Below are 13,340 nucleotides of genomic sequence, written 5' to 3' on the forward strand. Positions count from 1 at the left end.
TTGCAGATGAGCTGTCTAGTGGGAGTGAAATTCCATGAGGGAGCCCCGCTGTTCGGCCAGGCGGAAGCGGGACACCACGGCCGCCAGCTGCGCGGCCTGTTCCTGCAAGGCGGCCGCCGCCGCGGCGGCTTCTTCAACGAGGGCGGCGTTGCGCTGGGTGGTCTCATCGATTTGCACGACGGCCTTGTTGATTTCCTCGATACCGGAACGTTGCTCGAGACTGGAAGCCGAGATCTCGCCTACCACGTCGCTCACACGGCGCACGCTGGCAACGACCTGTTCCATGGTAGTGCCGGCCTGCTGCACCAGTACCGTGCCGGAATTCATCTGCTGCACCGAATCGCCGATCAACTGCTTGATCTCCTTGGCCGCAGTCGCGCTGCGCTGCGCCAGGGTCCGCACTTCCGATGCGACGACCGCGAATCCGCGTCCCTGCTCGCCCGCGCGCGCGGCTTCCACCGCCGCGTTCAGCGCGAGGATATTGGTCTGGAACGCGATGCCGTCGATGACACCGATGATGTCGACGACCTTGCGTGAAGCGGCACTGATTGCCTCCATGGTCGCGATCACTTCGCCGACGACTTTGCCGCCGTCGGCCGCCACGCTGGATGCCGATTGCGCCAGCTGATCGGCAAGACGCGCATTCTCTGCATTCTGCCGCACGGTGGCGGTCAGCTCTTCCATGGCTGCGGCGGTCTCCTCCAGCGAGCTGGCCTGGCCTTCGGTGCGGGCCGACAAATCCAGGTTGCCGCTGGCGATTTGCGCCGATGCCGTGGCGATCGCCTCGGTCGAGCCGCGCACCTGGCCTACCACGAGCGCCAGGCTGTGGTTCATGTCGCGCAGCGAGCGCATGAGCATCCCGGTTTCGTCGCGGCTGGGCGCCTCGATCGTGGCCGTCAGGTCGCCGTCCGCGACCCGCTGCGCCACGCCGACCGCCTCTTTCAGCGGTCCGGCCACCATGCGCGCCATCCACAGCGCCAGCAGCAGACCGACCCCGACCAGCAGCATCAGTGCGCCGACGATCAGCTTGCGCGACATACCGAAAATCTGCTCGGCCGCCAGTTCGGATGCGTTGCTGCCATCGTCGTTGTACTTGGCCAGCGCTTCGAACTCCTCGTTGATCTTGCGATATATTTTGTTGGACGCGCCCTTGAACAAGGCCCGCGCTTCGTCCTTGTTGCCGGCATGCGAGAGCGCGGTCAGCTTGCCGCTTTCCGCCATGTAGGCATCGATGTCCTGCTGGAGCTCTGCATGAATGCGCTTTTCCTCGGGGTCCGACACCAGCGCAGCCAGGGCATCCTGCTGCCTGCGCATCGTATCGCGGCGGGTCGAGAGCGCCTTGTCGGCGGCTTTCATCCCGGCTTCGTCGTCCTGCAGAATATGGGTGGCTTCCGAAATCCTGAAGCGCGCCAGCGAGGTCTGCACCTCGCCGATGTGGCGGATGGCCGGCAGCCAGTTTTTGGCAATGTCGGCGGAGGAATTGCTGACCTTGACCAGCTGGACAATCGAAAATATGCCCATGCCACAAGTCATTGCAATCACGAGGGTAAACGCGACCAGCAACTTGCTGGCGATCTTCAGGTGCTGGAACCAGCGCATCGATGTCTCCGGTATTGTTGTGTACTGCTTGGCGGATTATCGGGGCCCCAGGCTTTCAGTTCGGTTTCATTCTGCGGAAAGAGGTCCTTGCCGGGATATGCATGCCTTTACCAAATCAGGACAATTTTGCCGATGGCGAGCTGCTATGCTTTGCACAGTGACCATGCAGGCATCAGGAAGGAGAACGCAATGAAGGCATCCCGTTTCGCATTGGCTGCGGCCCTCCTGGGTGCCGGCGCCGCCCACGCGCAGCTGCTGGATCCGGAATCCCGGCCCCGGCTGCAGGCCAGGCCCTCGCCGGAAGCACAGGCCTTTGCGAAGATCCCCGCCCCTTTCGAGCCCACCTACATGGCCAACGAGGGCGCGCACCCGTTCACCTCGCTGTTCGACGGCTACCGGACCGATCCGCGACTGGTCGCCGGCATCAACCTGAACCGCTACCTGGCGCTCGAGGCCGGCTACCGGGAACGCCTGGACCGGGGTTTCCATGCGATCGATCCGCGCGATCCCCTGGACAATACCGGCGCCCTCGGGACCAAGGGTTTCCACAGCTATGCCGCGGTCAAGGCCACGGCCCCGCTCACCGACCGGCTCTCGGCCTATGGCGCGCTGGGCGTCGCCTACAGCGAGCGCCGCGGCGCCGATGCCGTGGGCAGGAACCAGAACGTCGACGTGGGCGTCTATAGCGGACTCGGCGCGCAGTACAAGTTGAACGAGAAGGCCTCGGTCACCGTCGAAAGCCGGAGCTTCGGCAATACGGCCCAGAAGTGGGGCAAGGACAGCAACGGCAGCGGCGTCAACGCCAGGATGAACCTCGGCTTCTGAACCTCGCGCGGCAGGGCATCCAAGGGGCGGGATCCCGTCCATCCTGGCGCGATGTCGAGCACATCGGGCTTGCGTCCGGCATGCGGCCGGACGCGGTTTTTTTTGATTGAAAGCGCCCGATCAGCGCTTCAGCTGCGACAGGTCGCGCACCGCGCCGCGGTCCGCCGAGGTGGTCAGCGCCGCATATGCCTGCAGCGCCTGCGACACGACGCGCTCGCGGCTCGGCTTCCACGCATCGTCACCGCGCGCTTCCATCTTCGCGCGGCGATGGGCCAGCTCTTCGGTCGACACGCGCAGGTCGATGGTGCGGGCCGGGATGTCGATGTCGATCATGTCGCCCTCTTCCACCAGGCCGATCGCGCCGCCTTCGGCCGCTTCCGGCGAGGCGTGGCCGATCACCAGGCCCGAGGAGCCGCCCGAGAAGCGGCCGTCCGTGAACAGCGCGCAGGCCTTGCCCAGGCCCTTCGACTTGATGTAGGAAGTCGGGTACAGCATCTCCTGCATGCCCGGGCCGCCCTTCGGTCCTTCATAGGTGATGATGACGACGTCCCCTGCCACCACCTGGTCGCCGAGGATGGCCTCGACCGCCGCATCCTGGCTGTGGAACACGCGCGCCCTGCCCGAGAATTTCAGGATGCTTTCGTCGACGCCGGCCGTCTTCACGATGCAGCCCTTTTCCGCGATGTTCCCGTACAGGACCGCCAGGCCGCCGTCCTGCGAATAGGCGTGGGCGAGGTCGCGGATACAGCCCTTCTCGCGGTCGATGTCGTTGGTGTCGAAACGCTCGGCCTGCGAGAACGCGACCTGGGTCGGCACGCCGCCCGGCGCCGCGCGGAACAGCTTGTGGACTTCCGGATCGTCGCTGCGGCGGATGTCGTATTTTTCGATGGCGTCGCCGAGGGTCGGCGAGTGCACGGTCGGCACCGAAGTATCGAGCAGGCCGGCGCGCGCCAGTTCGCCGAGGATCGAGACGATGCCGCCGGCGCGGTGCACGTCTTCGATGTGGTACTTGTCGGTCATCGGCGCCACCTTGCACAGGCAGGGCACCTTGCGCGAGATGCGGTCGATGTCGGCCATCGTGAAGTCGACGCCGGCTTCATGGGCCGCGGCCAGCAGGTGCAGCACGGTATTGGTCGAGCCGCCCATCGAGACGTCCAGCGCCATCGCGTTTTCGAAGGCCGTGCGGCTGGCGATCGAACGCGGCAGGACCGAGTAATCGTCACCTTCGTAGTGGCGCTTGGCCAGGTCGACGATCAGGCGGCCGGCGCGCAGGAACAGTTCCTTGCGGTCGGCGTGGGTGGCGACGATGGTGCCGTTGCCCGGCAGCGCCAGGCCCAGCGCCTCGGCCAGGCAGTTCATCGAGTTCGCCGTGAACATGCCCGAGCAGGAACCGCAGGTCGGGCAGGCGGAGCGCTCGGCTTCCAGCACGTCGGCGTCCGACTGGGTCGGGTCGCCGGCCTTGATCATGGCGTCGATCAGGTCGAGCTTGATGATCTTCTTGTCGTTGTTGACGGTCTTGACGACCTTGCCCGCTTCCATCGGGCCGCCCGACACGAACACCACCGGGATGTTCAGGCGCATCGCGGCCATCAGCATGCCCGGGGTGATCTTGTCGCAGTTCGAGATGCAGACCATGGCGTCGGCGCAGTGGGCGTTGACCATGTACTCGACGGAGTCGGCGATCAGGTCGCGCGAGGGCAGCGAGTACAGCATGCCGCCGTGACCCATGGCGATGCCGTCGTCGACGGCGATGGTGTTGAATTCCTTGGCGACGCCGCCGGCCGCTTCGATCTCGCGCGCGACCATCTGGCCCAGGTCCTTCAGGTGCACGTGGCCCGGCACGAACTGGGTGAAGGAGTTCACCACGGCGACGATCGGTTTCTCGAAGTCGCCGTCCTTCATGCCGGTTGCGCGCCACAGGGCACGGGCGCCGGCCATGTTGCGGCCCTGGGTGGTGGTACGGGAACGGTAGGTCGGCATGATGTCTCCTCGGAACGGCCAGCGAATAAAGCACCAGAGTGCCGCAGACCCTGTGATTTGTCCAATACACGATTTATTGCTGTGTAATTCTTTTTACATATCACAGCCGAGCTCACCCGAGCGCCAAGACCTTGCCTGCACGAAAGTTCTTGGCCGAATGCTGTCGAGCCGCTATAATGCTCGCCGTCGGGTCGTTAGCTCAGTTGGTAGAGCAGCGGACTTTTAATCCGTTGGTCGCGTGTTCGAGCCACGCACGGCCTACCACGAACAAGCAGTAGCAGATCAGCCAGCTTTCGAGCTGGCTTTTTTGTTTTTTGCGCCTGCACCCTGTTTTTTCGTGCTGATGTAAATTTTTTCTAAATTTCATCCGTCTTTTCAAAATAATATTATATTATTAATTTATTGCGAGAAAAGAAAGGGACGATCATGAAGAAGTCGCTCGCCGCACTGGCCGGCGCCGCATGCCTGCTCTGCTCGACTGCCGCGAATGCAACTCTTTATGCACTGGACTTCACGGCCTCCGGCTTCGGACCCGGCATCTTTGCCGGCATGACGGCCCCGCAAACCTCTGTGAAGGGCTCGATTTCCTTTACCGCAGCCTCGCTGGGCGCCCCCATCACTTCCGACGATGCCGTCGACCTGACGATCGGCGGGCATGCCTATACGGTGCCCGAGATCGGCGGCGAGCTCCTCGGTAACGGCTATCTGTTCGGCGCCCTGGCGAACGGCATAGGCGTGACCAACTACACTTCGTATGCGGTAGACCAGGGCTACGACACTTGGGAAACGCAACCGAGCACGGCAAGCTTTTCCGAAGCGGCGCCTGCCGGCGCCGATGTGCGCGAGCCTGGCGGGCTGACCTTGCTGGGTCTTGGGCTTGTCGGCCTGACGCTGTCGCGCCGCCGCCTGGCAGGCCTTTCCTGAGCTGAAAACGCCAGCGTCCGCGCTGGCGTTTACTTTGGCGGCTACAATCGCGGATTGCACATCCGTTACTGCCATGCCCCAGACCCTGCTCGCCCCCGTCCACCACGAACTGATCATCAAGAAAAGCCGCTTCCTCGCCTGCGTGCAGCCGATGGCGGACCGTGCCGGCGCGCAGCAGGTCGTGGCGCGGCTGCGCGCCGGGCATCCCGGCGCCGCCCACGTGTGCTGGGCCCTGCTGGCCGGCGGGCAGTCGGCCGCGGTCGACGACGGCGAACCGAGCGGCACCGCCGGACGCCCGATGCTGGACGTGCTGCGCCACCAGGACCTCGAAGGCGTGCTCGCCACCGTGGTGCGCTACTTCGGCGGCGTGAAGCTGGGCGCGGGCGGGCTGGTGCGCGCCTATACCGACAGCGTTGCCCAGGCACTTTTGAGTGCAGAAAAGATCGCCATCATCCGCCAGCGCCTGCTCCGCTGCGCCGTGTCGTATCCGCTCGAAGGCCTGCTGCGGCGCGAGCTGGAACTGGCCGGCGCGGCGCTCGAACAGGTCGAGCATGGCGAGCAGGTGCAGTTCACATTTCAGCTGCCCGACGACCGCGCAGATGCCTTTATTTCGAGGCTGAACGAGGCGGGCAGCGGCCGCATCGCCTGGATCGGCGAGCCCTGAATCTTTACATGGCTTTACATCGTTTTACATTCCTTCTCCCGGTTCGACGAAAAGCCTGCCGCCGGCATCGACGTAGCATGGGCGCATGTTCACGAATTCTTCACACTCGGATTTCTGGAAGAACGTCGTCACCGTCCTGGTAGGAACGATCGGTGCGCAAGCCCTGCCGCTGCTCGCGGCGCCGCTGATCACCCGCCTGTGTACGCCGGCCGAGATGGGCGCCTTCAGCGTCTGGCTGGGCGTGGTCGCGGTGACGTCCATCGTCGCCACCTTGCGCATCGACACCGTCATGGTGCTCGACCAGGAAATCCAGCAGCAGCGCCTGTGTTTCAGCGTGGTGGCTTATGCCGCGACCACGCTGTCGCTGGCGCTGACCCTGTTCGCGCTTGTCGCGCGCGCCCTCGGCCTGCCCGGCCTGCACGCCCTGTCCTGGCTGGAGCTGCTCAGCATCGGCGCCGGCACCTGGTTGACCGCGATCATGCAGACCACTCTCGCCTATGCCACTTCACACAATCTGTTCGGCAAGGCGGCCAAAGCGAAGGTAATGCAGGCGGGAACGATTGCACTGACCCAGCTCGCGCTGCTGTCCGCCGGCGCCGACGGCGCGCTGCTGGCGGGCCAGTTGATCGGGCTGTGCGTCGGGCTGTGCACGGCGCGGCGGCTGCTGGCGCCGCCGACGGCGCCCTTCAGGCTGACGCTCGAGGTCGACCAGCGCCATTACCTTCTCAGGCACCAGGCCTTCTGGCGTTTCTCTTTACCGTCGAGCCTGCTCAACACCCTGGTCGGACAGTTACCGCTCTTTATGATCGGCCTGCACCACGGGGTCCAGGCGGCCGGCCTGTTCGCCCTGACCCAGCGCGTGCTGAGCGCCCCGATCGCCCTGATCTCGGCCTCGGTCCTCGAAGTGTTCAAGCGCCAGGCGGTGCAGGACTTCCGCGCCGCCGGCAACTGTCGCGACGTCTACCTCGCCACCTTCCGGGCCCTGCTGCTGCTGGCCGTGCTGCCCTCGCTGGTCCTGCTGCTGTTTTCGCCGGCACTGTTCAGCTGGGTATTCGGCCCGGCCTGGGAGCCCGCGGGAGAGCTTGCGCAGATGCTCGCCCCGCTGTACTTCCTCAACTTTATCGCCAGCCCCCTGAGCTACGTCTTCTTCATCGCCGGCAAGCAGAAGACGGAGTTGCGCTGGCAGGTCGCGCTGTTCCTGATGACCATCGCCGTGTTCGCCCTGCCGCTGTCGCTGCGCCAGAGCATCGCCTGCTACGCGGTCGGCCGCTCCCTGCTCTACCTGGTCTACCTAGCCATGTCCTGGCGCTGCGCGCAGAACCGGGCATCCCCGCGCATCGGCCGCTTCCGCGGCCGTCCTCAGGCGAGCCCGGCAGAAAATCGCCGGTAAGGCTATCATTTAGGGCTATACCGGACATCACCACTCAAAAGCGGACGCGGCAATCGTGTGCCGCCATAATTGCCGGTTCCCCATCGTTCCGCAGCAAAGCGACTATTACGTGATCAAGAAGAGCCTGGCCCCACTGGCCCTGGGCGGTTTCGGCATTGGCATGACGGAATTCGTCATGATGGGCATCCTGCCCGACATCGCCACCGGCCTCGATATTTCCATCCCTCAAGCGGGTTACCTGATTTCGGCCTACGCCGTCGGTGTGGTGGTCGGCGCCCCGACCCTGGTCAGCATGCTCGGCCACCGTCCGCCGCGCGGCGTGCTGGTCTGGTTCATGCTGATGTTTGCCGCCTTCAATGCGCTGTCGGCCTTTGCCCCGAACTTCCACACCCTGATGCTGTTCCGCTTCCTGGCGGGCCTGCCGCACGGCGCCTTCTTCGGCGTCGGCGCGGTGGTCGCCACCCGCCTGGCGGACAAGGGCAAGGAAGCGGCGGCGCTGGCCAGCATGTTCTCCGGCCTGACCATCGCCAACGTGGTCGGCGTGCCGGCCGGCACCTGGCTGGGCCACCACATGAGCTGGCGCATCGTGTTCCTGATCGTCGCCGTGATCGGCCTGGCGACCGCCTTCATGACGCAAAAAGTGATTCCTTACTTCGAAGGCAGGGAACGCGCCGGCCTGGCCAGGGACCTGCGCATCTTCCGCAACCCGAAGCTGTGGCTGGCGCTGGGCATCACCTCGATCGGCACCGGCGGCCTGTTCGCCTGGCTCAGCTACATCGCGCCGCTGCTCACCGAAGTCACGCACTTCCACGCCGACATGATCCCGCTGATCATGACCGTGGTCGGGGTCGGCATGACGGCCGGCGTGCAGTTCGGCGGCAAGCTGGCCGACCGCCTGCACCCGCTGCGCGCGATCCAGATCCTGCTGGCCACGATGATCGTGCTGCTGGTCCTGAACGCGCTGCTGGCGTCCTCGCAGATCGCGATGGTGATGCTGGCCTTCCTGGTGGGTGCGAATGCGCTGGCGCTGGGTCCGTCGATACAGATGCTGCTGATCGAGCACTCGCGCGAAGCCGAGATGCTGGGCTCCTCGCTGGGCCAGTCCGGCTTCAATATCGGCAATGCCACCGGGGCTTTCCTCGGCGGGATTCCGCTGATCCTGGGTTACTCCTACGACTCGCCGCAGTGGGTGGCGGCCGGCCTGGCCGGCGCCGGCCTGGTCCTCGCATGCGCCATGCACGCGCATGGACGCCGCGCATTCAAACCAGGACAGCCTGCCCCATTGAATCGCTGAGCTCGGCGGCTTCGCCGATGATGCCGTGCAGGGTGACCTCGTCGACCAGGTAGTCGAGCGCGCTGTCGCTGTGGTCCGGCAGCGGCGCCTCGGCGCCCAGCGGCGACGGCACCCTGGCGTACAGATTGGCCAGCAGCAAGGTGTCGAGCAGCGAGCTCGGCGGCATATGCAGCCAGCTGCCGCGCAGTTCGAAGACAGCCTCGGCCACCGGCTCGGGCAGGCCCAGGCGGCGCCCCACTTCGCGCGTGACCACGTCCTCGCACAGCTCGCCCCAGCGCTCGTCGTCCTCGTCGAGCAGGCCCGGGAATTCATCGGCGCGCGACAGCAGATAGAAGGCGCCGATCTCGTGCACGATGCCGGCAAACATGGCCGTGTCCGGATTGACGAAGGTGACGCGGCGCGCGAACACCTGGGCCAGCGCGGCCACCTGCACCGTGTGCTCCCATAATTGCTCGGCCTTGGCGCGCAGTTCGGGATCCTGGATGCGGCTGCCGAACTGGCGCACCGCCAGGCTGGCCACCAGCATCTGCAGGTTGCGGTAGCCGACCCGGGTCACGGCCGCACGCACATTCGTGATCGGCGCGTTGCCGGCATTGAAGGCGGACGAGTTGGCCAGCGCCACCGTGCGCGCCGCCAGCTGCGGCTCGCCCAGCACCAGGCGGATCGCTTGTTCGAGATGGCAATCGGGTTCGTTCAGGGCCTGCTGCAGGCGCAGCACGGCATTCACACTGGTGGGGAAGGATAGGTCACCGCGCGCCGCCTGGGCGGCAATGTATCCGAAGGCTTCGATTCTATTCACGCCGGCGATTATACCCTGCAGAATTTAGCCTACAGGCAATTTCAGCACTGACGTTCGCAACCTGTGGTATCACAACAAAACAAACGGCCAGCTACAAAGCCGGCCGTGCTGCATGGGCAAACACTTGCTTGTGAGCGCTTACTTGACCTTGATCGCGCTCTTCACGCTGGTCACGCCATCGACGCCCTTGGCAACCTTGACCGCCGTGTCGGCCTCGGCCTTCGAATTCACGAAGCCGCTCAGCATCACGACGCCTTTCTCGGTCTCGACGTGGATGCCCAGCGATTCCAGGTTCGGCTCCTTGACCAGGCCGGCCTTCACCTTGGTGGTGATGGCGGTGTCGGAAGCGGCGAGCTTGGTCGTGGCGGCGGCATCGCGGGTCTTGTCGCCGGCATGGTCCATCGCATTGTCGGTCTTTTGGGCCGTGGTGGACGCCGTATCGCGGGTCTTGTCGCCGGTGCGGTCCATCGCGTTCTCGGTCTTCTGGGCAACCGTATGCGCCAGCTCCTTGGTCTTCTCGGCGGCGACGTGGGCAACTTCCTTGGTCTTCTCGACCGCAGTGGCGGCGGCATCCTTGGTCTTGACGGCGGCGGTCGAGGCGGCGGCCGCGGTCTTGTCGCCGGCATGGTCGGCGGCGTTCTCGGTGCGGTTGGCGATCGCGCCCGCGTTGTCCTTCACGCTCGATGGCTTGGTCTGGACCAGGCAGCCGGTCCTGGTGTCGCCGCCCTGCTGGGCGCACTTGTCGACCGCGGCGGACTTGGCCGGGTCGCGGGTGCTGGTGCGATCCACCAGGCCGCCGTCCGAGCCGGTGGCGCCGGCCGCGCTCGCGCCGGTCGCGGTGGCGGCCGACTTGGCGTCCGCCAGGGCCGCCGTGTGCACCGACCTGGCGTTGTTCATGCAGTCGTCCTTGTCGGCGCCGCTCTTCGCGTCGCACTTGGTCTTGGCCAGGTCGTACTCGGCGTCGGCCAGGTTGGCGCGCGCCTTTTCGCGGCTGGCCGGCGTGTTGTTGTACCGGGACAGGGCATTGGCTTCGGTGCGGGTGCGCATCAGGCGGGCCTCGGCCATGCACACATCCTTGTCGTTGCCGCTCATGCTGCCGCATTTCGCGGCGGCCGCCTTGTACTCGGCGGCAGCTTTCTGGGTGACCGCACGGTAGCTGGCCGGATCGTGGTTCAGTGCAAACGTGGGGGCGGCGAAGGCGGCGCCTGCGGCCGTCGCGAACAGGGTCGCAATCAGCGTTTTCATGTGGTGGTCCCTTGTCTAGGTTGTTGTGTAATGCAGACCATTAGACGCCCCGCCGGACCTGACATCTGTACGTCATCGCACAGTTGTCGAATAAACCATAAATAACTCAATCGTCATTTAAAAGACCTTCTTTCCACAGCGCGGCCGCGGCGTCGAACGGCCTGTCGTCGCCGCCGAAGCGGCCGGCATCGGCGGCCAGCTTGACCCACACCCGGGTATCGTGGCCGCTGCGCGCGACCGGCTGCACGGCGCGCACCTGGTCGAGCCAGGCGTGGACGCGGGCGTAGTCGCCGGGGTGGCTGTGGCGGGTCCAGGCCAGCGCCGCCAGGTCGGCATAGCCCTCTTCGCGACGCATCTCGCGCATCGCCTTCGATGCCGCCAGCAGGGACGGATCGGCAGCGCTCTCCTCGCCCACCTCGACGAAGCCGGCCGGCAGCGCATGCCAGGCGCCCTGGGCATAGCGCCAGCAGTGCGCGATCTCGTGCGCCGCCATCGCCTCGATCAGCTCGCCCTGCCGCTCCAGGGGGACGCCGGCCAGCACCTTCTCGGAGTCCGGATTGCCACGCAGCGAGACCACCAGCTTGCAGCGGCCGCCGTCGAAGCCCATCGCCAGCGGCACGTCGTCGGGACCGGCCTGCGGCTGGACCACGATGTCGATCGGCAGCGGCAGGCCGCGGGCGTAGTCGAGTACCGGGTAGGCGGCGGCAATCCAGCGTTTTTCGAGCGCGGTGAGCTCGGTGCTGCTTGCAGCCTGGGATGCCGCGCACAGGGCCGCGGCGACGAGGAGAGACTTGAACATGACAGGGATTCCCCGGCGAGATAGTTAACATGCCTATCGGCAATTCTATCCCTCGGGAAAGCCCTTTTCGGAAAATTTTTTACTGACTGTACAGAACAGTAAAATTACCAAAAGTACAAATCAATACGTTTCGACCTGGGGTTCCAAGCGGACCCGGCCGTGGTGCAGGGCCAGGGTGACGCCAGCCTGCCGGCCTGCGCCTGCGCCGTCGATCCTGAAAACGCTGACCAGGCGGGCCAGGCTTTCGGCCTCTTCCTGCAGGGCGGTCGCGGCGTTGCCGGCCTGTTCGACCAGGGTGGCGTTCTGCCGGGTGGTCTCGTCCATCTGGCCGATCGCATGGTTGACCTGCTCGATGCCGGCGCTCTGCTCCTGGCTGGCGAGGGTGATCTCGGCCATGATGTCGGTCACCCGCTTGACCGAGGTCACGATCTCTTCCATCGTGCTGCCGGCTTCGTCGACCAGCCTGGCGCCGTCGTCGACCTTCGCCACCGAGTCGCCGATCAGGCCCTTGATCTCTTTCGCCGCGGCCGCCGAGCGCTGCGCCAGGTTGCGCACTTCGCTGGCGACGACCGCAAAGCCCCTGCCCTGCTCGCCTGCCCGGGCCGCTTCCACGGCCGCGTTCAGCGCCAGGATATTGGTCTGGAAAGCGATGCCGTCGATGACCCCGATGATCTCGGCAATCTGCCTGGAGGACGCATTGATGGCGGCCATGGTCTGGACCACCTGTCCCACCACCGCGCCGCCGCGCTGGGCCACGTTCGAGGCCGATTCGGCCAGGGCGTTCGCCTGGCGCGCATTGTCCGCATTCTGGCGCACGGTGCCGGTCAGCTCTTCCATCGACGAGGCGGTTTCCTCCAGCGTACCGGCCTGGCGCTCGCTGCGCCCGGACAGGTCATGGTTGCCGGCCGCGATCTCGGTCGAGGCGTTGGCGATCGTGAGCGTGCCGGCGCGCACCTGGCTGACGATGTTCACCAGGCTGTCGCGCATGCCCTGCATCGCGAACAGCAGGCTGGAGCGGTCGCCGGCGCGGGTCGCGATCGGCACCGACAGGTCGCCGCCGGCGATGGCGCCGGCGATCGCCACCGCATAATCCGGCTGGCCGCCCAGCTGGCGCAGCAGGCCGCGGCTGATTCCCCAGGCAGCGGCGGCGCCGGCGCAGACCGCGACCGCCAGCAGGGCCAGCATCCAGGCGAGGAAACTGCCGGACAGCGCCCTCGCTTCCTTCGCGGCGTCGTTGTTCAGCTTCTCTTCGAGGTCGATCAGGCGGTTCACGTCGGCCAGCCATTCGACGAAGGCCGGGGCGGCCTGCTTGTCGAGCAAAGCGGCCGCTTCCGGCACACTGCCGGCCTCGCGCAGCGCGATGAGCCGGGCGATCAGCGGCTGGGTACGGCCCTCGATGTCCTTGATCGCGGCCAGCGCCTGGCTTTCCTCCGGCAGGATGTCCTGGTGTCCGGTAAACAGCGCATCCAGCGGACCTGCCGATTCCTGGTAACGGGCATCCAGTTTCCGGATCAGCTCGACCTGCCGCTTCAGCGCCTCGGCATCGGCCGCCAGCACCACGTCGCGCACGGCGATGGACCGGTCATGCACGCTGCCGCGGAAATTGATCGCATAGCGCTGCTTGACGCTGTTGACGTCGTTGATGCGCGTGAGGATGTGGTCGATCTGGCCGACGCGATGGATCGCCAGGCCGGCCAGGATGGCCATGAGCGCCAGAACGCCGCCGAAACCGATGGCAAGGCGCTTGCCGATCGTAAGACTAGAGCTTGTCATGATGTGCACGCTGTAAGGTAAGCCGGATGGAGCGATCCGGACGCCGAT

Annotated in this window: 11 protein-coding genes and 1 tRNA gene; 6 read left to right on the forward strand and 6 right to left on the reverse strand. The window is 65.7% G+C overall.

What is annotated here, in order from left to right; genetic code table 11:
* Positions 1 to 15: 15 nt before the first annotated feature.
* A complete protein-coding gene (locus AM586_RS10255) occupies positions 16 to 1,599 on the reverse strand; it encodes a methyl-accepting chemotaxis protein (protein ID WP_047824784.1) in 1,584 nt (527 codons plus the stop codon).
* A gap of 189 nt (positions 1,600 to 1,788) precedes the next feature.
* On the opposite strand from AM586_RS10255, the gene AM586_RS10260 reads away from it, so the two are divergent.
* On the forward strand, positions 1,789 to 2,424 hold the full coding sequence (locus AM586_RS10260; protein WP_047824783.1) for an outer membrane beta-barrel protein: 636 nt from the start codon (positions 1,789 to 1,791) through the stop codon (positions 2,422 to 2,424).
* A gap of 120 nt (positions 2,425 to 2,544) precedes the next feature.
* Here the strand turns inward: AM586_RS10260 and ilvD are convergent, their stop codons facing one another.
* Positions 2,545 to 4,404, reverse strand: coding sequence for a dihydroxy-acid dehydratase (gene ilvD, locus AM586_RS10265; protein WP_047824782.1), 1,860 nt, complete (start codon positions 4,402 to 4,404; stop codon positions 2,545 to 2,547).
* A gap of 188 nt (positions 4,405 to 4,592) precedes the next feature.
* On the opposite strand from ilvD, the gene AM586_RS10270 reads away from it, so the two are divergent.
* The 5 genes from AM586_RS10270 (at position 4,593) to AM586_RS10290 (ending at position 8,676) form a co-directional block, all read left to right on the forward strand.
* Positions 4,593 to 4,668: transfer RNA gene (locus AM586_RS10270), tRNA-Lys, on the forward strand.
* A 162-nt stretch (positions 4,669 to 4,830) separates the two neighbouring features.
* Positions 4,831 to 5,328, forward strand: a complete 498-nt coding sequence (locus AM586_RS10275) for a hypothetical protein (RefSeq protein ID WP_047824781.1) — start codon at positions 4,831 to 4,833, stop codon at positions 5,326 to 5,328.
* A gap of 73 nt (positions 5,329 to 5,401) precedes the next feature.
* Positions 5,402 to 5,992: a YigZ family protein gene (locus AM586_RS10280; RefSeq protein ID WP_047824780.1), complete on the forward strand. Its 591-nt coding sequence runs from the start codon at positions 5,402 to 5,404 to the stop codon at positions 5,990 to 5,992.
* 85 nt (positions 5,993 to 6,077) lie between these two features.
* Positions 6,078 to 7,382 carry a lipopolysaccharide biosynthesis protein gene (locus tag AM586_RS10285; RefSeq protein WP_047824779.1) on the forward strand — a complete coding sequence of 435 codons (1,305 nt, stop codon included), beginning with the start codon at positions 6,078 to 6,080 and terminating at the stop codon, positions 7,380 to 7,382.
* Positions 7,383 to 7,491: 109 nt separating this feature from the next.
* A complete protein-coding gene (locus tag AM586_RS10290; RefSeq protein ID WP_082439742.1) occupies positions 7,492 to 8,676 on the forward strand; it encodes an MFS transporter in 1,185 nt (394 codons plus the stop codon).
* Here AM586_RS10290 and AM586_RS10295 read toward each other — a convergent pair.
* The 4 genes from AM586_RS10295 to AM586_RS29175 form a co-directional block, all read right to left on the reverse strand.
* Complete coding sequence (locus AM586_RS10295; protein WP_047824778.1) at positions 8,642 to 9,475, reverse strand: HDOD domain-containing protein; 834 nt, start codon at positions 9,473 to 9,475, stop codon at positions 8,642 to 8,644. The genes AM586_RS10290 and AM586_RS10295 overlap by 35 nt on opposite strands.
* A gap of 138 nt (positions 9,476 to 9,613) precedes the next feature.
* Positions 9,614 to 10,720, reverse strand: coding sequence for a BON domain-containing protein (locus AM586_RS29135; protein WP_052233662.1), 1,107 nt, complete (start codon positions 10,718 to 10,720; stop codon positions 9,614 to 9,616).
* A 106-nt stretch (positions 10,721 to 10,826) separates the two neighbouring features.
* A complete protein-coding gene (locus AM586_RS10305; protein ID WP_047824777.1) occupies positions 10,827 to 11,519 on the reverse strand; it encodes a hypothetical protein in 693 nt (230 codons plus the stop codon).
* Positions 11,520 to 11,639: 120 nt separating this feature from the next.
* The gene (locus tag AM586_RS29175) at positions 11,640 to 13,292 is read right to left on the reverse strand and encodes a methyl-accepting chemotaxis protein (protein WP_052233661.1); all 1,653 of its coding nucleotides are present in this window, start codon (positions 13,290 to 13,292) and stop codon (positions 11,640 to 11,642) included.
* Between the last annotated feature and the right edge of the window lie 48 nt (positions 13,293 to 13,340).

This window comes from Massilia sp. WG5 (genome assembly GCF_001412595.2).
In the GTDB taxonomy this organism is placed as follows: domain Bacteria; phylum Pseudomonadota; class Gammaproteobacteria; order Burkholderiales; family Burkholderiaceae_D; genus Telluria.

Excerpts from the sequence above, each read along its gene's own strand:
- AM586_RS10255 (WP_047824784.1), bottom strand. The coding sequence starts at position 1,599 with ATGCGCTGGTTCCAGCACCTGAAGATCGCCAGCAAGTTGCTGGTCGCG.
- AM586_RS10260 (WP_047824783.1), top strand. The coding sequence starts at position 1,789 with ATGAAGGCATCCCGTTTCGCATTGGCTGCGGCCCTCCTGGGTGCCGGC.
- ilvD (WP_047824782.1), bottom strand. The coding sequence starts at position 4,404 with ATGCCGACCTACCGTTCCCGTACCACCACCCAGGGCCGCAACATGGCC.
- AM586_RS10275 (WP_047824781.1), top strand. The coding sequence starts at position 4,831 with ATGAAGAAGTCGCTCGCCGCACTGGCCGGCGCCGCATGCCTGCTCTGC.
- AM586_RS10280 (WP_047824780.1), top strand. The coding sequence starts at position 5,402 with ATGCCCCAGACCCTGCTCGCCCCCGTCCACCACGAACTGATCATCAAG.
- AM586_RS10285 (WP_047824779.1), top strand. The coding sequence starts at position 6,078 with ATGTTCACGAATTCTTCACACTCGGATTTCTGGAAGAACGTCGTCACC.
- AM586_RS29135 (WP_052233662.1), bottom strand. The coding sequence starts at position 10,720 with ATGAAAACGCTGATTGCGACCCTGTTCGCGACGGCCGCAGGCGCCGCC.
- AM586_RS10305 (WP_047824777.1), bottom strand. The coding sequence starts at position 11,519 with ATGTTCAAGTCTCTCCTCGTCGCCGCGGCCCTGTGCGCGGCATCCCAG.
- AM586_RS29175 (WP_052233661.1), bottom strand. The coding sequence starts at position 13,292 with ATGACAAGCTCTAGTCTTACGATCGGCAAGCGCCTTGCCATCGGTTTC.